Annotated in this window: 6 protein-coding genes; all 6 read right to left on the bottom strand. The window is 38.7% G+C overall.

The annotated features are described in order from the left end of the window. Positions 1-368 precede the first annotated feature (368 nt). The 6 genes from glmM to ND6B_RS04745 all read right to left on the bottom strand — a co-directional run bounded on the left by glmM (position 369) and on the right by ND6B_RS04745 (position 6,684). A complete protein-coding gene (glmM, locus tag ND6B_RS04720; RefSeq protein WP_033103961.1) occupies positions 369-1,724 on the bottom strand; it encodes a phosphoglucosamine mutase in 1,356 nt (451 codons plus the stop codon). A gap of 153 nt (positions 1,725-1,877) precedes the next feature. After that, entirely contained in the window at positions 1,878-2,954 is a 1,077-nt protein-coding gene (gene wecA, locus ND6B_RS04725) for a UDP-N-acetylglucosamine--undecaprenyl-phosphate N-acetylglucosaminephosphotransferase (RefSeq protein ID WP_033103960.1), read from the bottom strand. A 115-nt stretch (positions 2,955-3,069) separates the two neighbouring features. Next, positions 3,070-3,483, bottom strand: coding sequence for a WbuC family cupin fold metalloprotein (locus ND6B_RS04730; protein WP_033103959.1), 414 nt, complete (start codon positions 3,481-3,483; stop codon positions 3,070-3,072). Continuing rightward, positions 3,483-4,700 (bottom strand): glycosyltransferase family 4 protein, encoded by a 1,218-nt coding sequence (locus ND6B_RS04735; RefSeq protein WP_235420558.1) that lies wholly within the window; start codon positions 4,698-4,700, stop codon positions 3,483-3,485. The genes ND6B_RS04730 and ND6B_RS04735 overlap by 1 nt, the downstream gene beginning before the upstream one ends. Next, on the bottom strand, positions 4,685-5,815 hold the full coding sequence (wecB, locus tag ND6B_RS04740) for a non-hydrolyzing UDP-N-acetylglucosamine 2-epimerase (RefSeq protein WP_033103957.1): 1,131 nt from the start codon (positions 5,813-5,815) through the stop codon (positions 4,685-4,687). The genes ND6B_RS04735 and wecB overlap by 16 nt, the downstream gene beginning before the upstream one ends. Continuing rightward, entirely contained in the window at positions 5,812-6,684 is an 873-nt protein-coding gene (locus tag ND6B_RS04745) for a dTDP-4-dehydrorhamnose reductase family protein (RefSeq protein ID WP_033103956.1), read from the bottom strand. Before ND6B_RS04745 ends, wecB begins: the two co-directional genes overlap by 4 nt. Position 6,685 lies beyond the last annotated feature (1 nt).

Raw genomic sequence — 6,685 nt, 5'->3', positions numbered from 1 at the left:
ATGGTATCTACAAAACATTCTTACCACAGAGTACACCGAGGCGCTTCGCGCTACACAGAGAAGACAAAGCAAATAAAACATGTTTTTAATCATTTTCTCTGTGTGCTCTGCCCCCTCTGTGGTAAATAAAATCTCTTCAAGATCTTTTTGCACAAAGAGAAGTGAATGAGGAGTAAATGAGAACATAAAACCATTAGCCCAACTGGTTAATTCGAAGCTCTAGGCTGGAGGCCTGAAGCTCGTAGCTCGTTACCCGATGCCCGTCGCCCGTTACCCTTTAACCAACTCTTTCATATATTCAGTAAACTCAGCACCTAACGTTTCATGGCGCATGCTGTATTCTAAAATTACTTTTAAATGACTATAGCTCAAAGTAGTTTATTAATTGCAGCAGCTATATGCTCAGCCTGAGCTTGTGATGCAACAGAGTCTGTTGATTCAACCATTACTCTAATAAGTGGCTCAGTGCCTGATTTACGAAGTAAAACACGCCCTGTATCTGCAAGTACGGTTTCAGATTCGACTACTGCTTGTTTAACCCCATCGGTATTGAGTATTTCATCGGCATTATTTTGTGTTAAACGCACATTTAAAAGTACTTGCGGTAGTTTTTGCATGCCAGAAACATAGTCCCTTAAAGACTGCTTTTGCTGAATAAGCGCTGTTAGCACTAACAGTGAGGCTACAATGCCGTCACCTGTAGTCGCATAGTCTAAATGTAAAATATGGCCTGAACCTTCACCGCCTAACTTCCACCCGGTGTGTTTTAACTGCTCAACCACGTATCGGTCACCTACCTTAGCGCGCTTAAATGGAATATCCATTTGCTTGAGTGCTAGCTCTAAGCCTAAGTTAGACATTAACGTACCAACTACACCACCATTCAGAGTACCTTGAAGCTTGGCAGCTTTAGCTAAAACATACAGTATTTGGTCACCATCAACTACTGCACCTAAATCGTCTACTAGCATTAATCTGTCAGCATCACCATCAAGCGCTATACCTAAATCGGCTTTGTGCTCTAATACAGCGGCTTGTAAGCTATCTAAATGTGTTGCACCACATTGCTCGTTAATATTTAAACCATTAGGTTTATCATTAATGCTAATAACCTCTGCACCTAGCTCTGCATATACATTAGGAGCAATATGGTACGCTGCGCCATTGGCGCTATCTACAACAATTTTTAACCCTTCAAGTGTTAACTCTTTTGGAAATACGCCTTTACAAAACTCAATATAACGGCCTGCGGCATCGTTAATACGCCTAGCTTTACCTAAACGCTCTGAGCTTACACATTGCATGGCATTGTTGTTTAATGCCTGCTCTAGTAAGGCTTCAATTTCAAGCTCTTGTTCATCGTTTAGCTTAGTGCCATAGTTATTAAAAAATTTAATCCCATTATCATAAAATGGATTATGTGATGCACTAATTACTACACCGGCATCGGCTCTAAAGGTTGATGCTAAATAGGCAACAGCAGGCGTTGGCATAGGCCCAACAAATGCAACATTGACACCCGCGGCAGAAAGGCCAGCCTCCATGGCCGACTCAAACATATAACCGCTATTACGTGTATCTTTACCTATTAAAATTTCTTTAGTACCGCTTGAGGCTAAAACCGTACCCGCAGCCCAACCTAACTTCATTGCAAAATCAGGGGTAATAGGAAACGTACCCACTTTACCTCTTACACCATCAGTACCAAAATACTTACGTGACATTATTATTCCTTTATAAATTTAATAAAAATTGGTTTTAAAAAATAAAATTTTAGAAAGCAAAAAGCGCGAGTAAAACTCACGCTTTTATCTATTAATACTTCAAGGTTTTACATTTTTACTCTAAACCAAATCAGCATTAACTTACACCGTCAATCATCTAATAGATGAAAACTCTTTCTCTGGTAGGTTTAGCTTACGTCTAAAGTAATTCATTACAGTGCAATAATTTATTAAAAATATAAGGTACACAGTAAAAATAGCAATAAAACTATAAAACATAATAAATTCAGGTATTAATAATATTTCACCAACAATTCCCACACCGGCGAAAGCTGTAGCGATAAAACATATTAAAGTTAATGTTTGTAGTGATGAAAAGCCTAAGCGTTGACAAATATGATGTAAATGCTCACGGTCTGGCTTAAAAGGAGATTTACCATGCTTTACTCGGCGCACCATAATTGCAACCATATCCATTAACGGTACTGCAATTAACCATAAAGCGGTAACAGGGCGAATCATCGGGTTACCTGCAGTTTGGCTTGCACCTATAAGCAACCAAATAACTGTGAAGCCAATCATCATGCTGCCAGCATCACCCATAAATACTTTACGCTTATGGCCAACAAAACCCAAGTTTAATAGTATGTAAGGCACCATGCATACTACTAGTAGCAAACATAAATAACTTAGGCTTTGTTCACCCGCTAATAAAAGTAATATACCAATACTCGCAAAAGTCACTATTGATAAGCCACCTAACAAGCCATCAATACCATCGACCATGTTAAACGCATTAATACAGCCAATAACTGCAAAAACAGTGACCAAACCACCAAGTACACCTAAATTAATTGCACCAAAGCCAAGTAAATTACCTAGTGTGTGTAGCTCTGCATTGGCAAAGTAAATCATAGCAATAGATATGAGTGCTTGTACTAACATACGTATTTTTACGCTTAAATCAAAGCGATCATCTAAAGCACCAACAGCAGTTAACCCACAAATACAGAGCATATATAAATTTGCGTGGTTAATCATGTTAGGATGTGTATAAATATAATTAACTATAGTTATACATATTGCCACACCACCCACTAATGGTACGTTACCCGTATGCATTTTGCGCCCTGATGGCTTATCTACAAGGCCTACTCTACGAGCCACTTTACGCATTAAGAATAAAATTGCAAAAGCAATGAAAAAAGTAAAAAGCAGATCTAAAAACATAGTAGTTCCATTAGTAAATAATATATTTTAATCCATATAGGAGTTGGTAAATGAAGCTGATATCTAGCCTGATTAAGAGTTAGTATAAATAATATTATTAAAAGCCATTAAAAGATTAATTATTTTTTTCATTTATTAAAGTTTTTGCATACTTTTCAACAAATGGACCTTCTTTTATTTCTAGCATAAGTGCCTGCTCCGAGATACATTCTACGCTGTGCACATCGCCTGGTTTAAATTCAATGGCTTGAGTATCTTGCTCATCGCCTATCAAGCAAGAACTTATTACAGAGCCATCTTTATGGTGCTGCGTTACTTTTAATACCCCGCTTTGCACAATAAACATTTCCCATTGATGCGCTAACGCATGGTAATGCGGTTCTACATAACTGCCTTTAAGTAGTGCTATATACAGCCTTTGTACTTTGTCATCAAAGCTAGCGTGTAAATTAAGGTGCGCTCTTTTTCTGGGCGAGTTACTGGCCTGCTCAAATAAAAGTTCGATGTCTGATTGGGTTATTTTTCTCATTATTGCTCTTTTAATTTTTTAACAATGTTAGCGGCGATAGTAGTAACTGAAAATTCATTTTTTAACAGCTCATATGCTCCATTGCCTAGCTGCTTACGTAAATTGGGATTTTCGTAAAGCGCCACTGCATTTTTTAACAATGTATCATCATCACCATTTTCACTGATAAATCCTGCCTCGCATGAATTAACTAGCGGTTGTAGGTCATTCCCACTATTAACACTGCCTAAAATTGGTAACGACTGCACCATATAACCCAACAATTTACCTGGAAAATTATGTGCCGTATGCTTAGCTGACAAAGAAAATAGCCCTACATCTATATCTGCTAATATGCGTTTAAATTCATTTTGATCAACCGATGGTAAATAGCTGTAATTAGTAAGTTGCCACTGTTGTGCAAGCTGATTTATTAAGTCTACTTCATCACCTTGGCCAATAAATAAAAAGTGCGCATCAGTGCAATGCTGCATATTTTTAGCTAAGCGCATTAAATTGGCCATATCTTGTGCATGGCCAATATTGCCACCATAAAAGTAAATAACTTTATTTTCTAGTTGCAGCTGCGTACGAATAGAGTTAGCACTAGTATCGATATTACTTGGTGTTGTATCTGCCCAGTTACGCAAGATTTCGGTGGGGTAATGTTTGCGGTTACTTTGGCTAAATACTTCTCTGTTTTTTTCTGACATTAAGCCAATGGTGTTTGCAGCTTGATATGAATATTGTTCAAAAAACTTAAAATAGCGTGCTATTAAAGAACCTTTATTTAACATGCCAGCATCTATCACCCACTGCGGAAACAAATCACGTAACACTAAGTAAGAGGAGCAGTTACAGCGTTGTTTGATTTTATTAACTAAGCCACCAAAGAATATAGAAGGAGAGTAATAAATGACACCATCAAACGTGTGCTCGTTTACATGTTGTTTAATAGCCGACCAAGCTCTAAAAGAGAGTAAGGTTTCGTTTAGCGCTCGCGTTACTTTTCCAACATCTTTAATCGGGCCAGAACTAAAACGCCAAACGTTTACTCCCTCTACTTTTTGCTCAGTAAAGGCTTCTACTTGACCTACAGCAGGTGTAATAACAGTTACATCGTGCCCACTGGCCATGAGTTCAAGTGCGAGCTCATGAAACATTTTAGCACCCACTCGGGTGCTGTCGGGCAAGTAGTCATCAATGATCAAAGCAAGTTTCATTAATATTTTTTCCACACCACTCTATTTACATAGTCGGTATAACTAATAATGGTTCGTAATACCTTGTCTGATACATTAGGGGCAATGTAGTTTTGCACTTTATTAATGAGTCTGTGCTCACCACGAGGTTGCTTATCGAGTATTTCAAGAGCTTGAAGTATCCGCTCTACATTCATACCAGTAAACATAACCGCACCTTCTTCAAAGCCTTCGGGGCGCTCTTGTGCATCTCTAATATTAATGGCAGGAAAGTTTAAAATAGACGACTCTTCGGTAATGGTACCGCTGTCACTTAATACAACTTTCGCTTCCATTTGCAGTTTTACGTAATCACTAAACCCTAATGGTTTTAACAAGTTAACTAACGGGTGGAACTCAAGGTTAAGTAAATCAATTTTCTTTCTGGTACGAGGGTGAGTCGACACTATAATAGGATGCTGATACTTTTCGGCAATGGCGTTCAAAGCTTTTACATAACTGTGAATATTTGTCTCAGAGTCCACATTTTCTTCTCTGTGCACACTTACTACAAAATACTCGCCCGATGTTAAACCTAGCGTGGTTGAAATTTCGGCATTAGCAATTTTATCTACGTAGCGATTTAGCACTTCGTCCATAGGACTACCCGTTTTAACAATTAGATCGGGCTTGAGGCCTTCGGCTAATAAATATTCGCGCGCTATATCGGTATAAGGCATGTTAACGTCAGAAATATGATCCACTATTTTACGGTTGATCTCTTCAGGTACTCGCATGTCAAAACAGCGGTTGCCTGCTTCCATATGAAAAATCGGGATTTTTTTACGTTTAGCTGGAATAGCTGCCATTGCACTGTTGGTATCGCCCAGTATTAAAATTGCATCGGGCTTTACTTCAGCAAACATTGCATCGGCTTTACTAATTACTTGCGCCATGGTTTCGGCAGCGGTAGCGCCAGCACATTCTAAAAATATGTCTGGTGCGCGAATGCCAAGGTCTTCGAAAAATATTTGATTTAGTTCGTAATCGTAGTTTTGCCCAGTATGAACTAACACATGTTCACAAAACTCATCTAACTTTGCTATGGTGCATGACAACCTAATGATCTCTGGGCGAGTACCAACAACGGTAACCACTTTTAACTTTTTCATGCTTTATACCTTTTTACATAATCTGTATGCATATATTCAACAAGTTCGTTCCATGGGGGAGGGCTAAACTGCGTTACCTGCCTAAACTTATCTGAATTTAGCGAACGATCTATCACCAACTCTTGCGACTCAGCAATAGTGATTTGCTTTTGGTATTGCTTTGCAATCAGCTGCAATAACGTGTACTTGTCAACTGGGTCTACCGATAAGTGCAATAAGCCTGCAACCTCTGGGTTTGGTAAAATATACTCTACCAACAGTTTCGCTATGTAGCTGGTAGGTAAGCCCGAGAATATCGCCTTAGAAAACCCCTTAGTACTTTCGCCTTGCGATAAAAACCAGTCAACTAAGCTTACCGCAGAAGTAAGCTCATGCCCTATAATCGAGGTTCGTAACGTTAGATGTTTTCCATAACTCACTTCACCTAAACACTTAGATTTACCATACAAGTCACGCGCATCGGGTAATGAGTCTTCGGTATATAAACCTACATCACCAGTAAAAACACAGTCGGTAGAAAAATGAATCAATTTAGCAGCAAACTTGTCACAAATATTGGCCAACTCATGTGGAAGTAATGCATTAATTTTGACGGCATCTATGTGTTGCTTTGAAATACCATGCTGTTTAATTAAACCCACACAGTTAATTACTACATCAGGCGCCACTGTTTCGATTGCGTGCTGCAGAGAGCTAATGTCGTAAGCGTCAACACCAGTAATTAACTGCGGTTGAGTGTCTTTAAAAAAATGCTCTTTACCTACAATGCTTCTAACTGTACCAAATACCGACAAGCTAGCATGTTCATTTAAGTTGCTAAACAGGCTGTAACCTAGCATGCCTGTAGCCCCTAAAATTAATACTTTCATG

Origin of the sequence: Pseudoalteromonas sp. ND6B, from assembly GCF_000764215.1 — a bacterium.
GTDB lineage: Bacteria > Pseudomonadota > Gammaproteobacteria > Enterobacterales > Alteromonadaceae > Pseudoalteromonas > Pseudoalteromonas tetraodonis.
The sequence above is the reverse complement of the archived record's forward strand: the minus strand, read 5'-3'. Positions and strand labels throughout refer to the sequence as shown.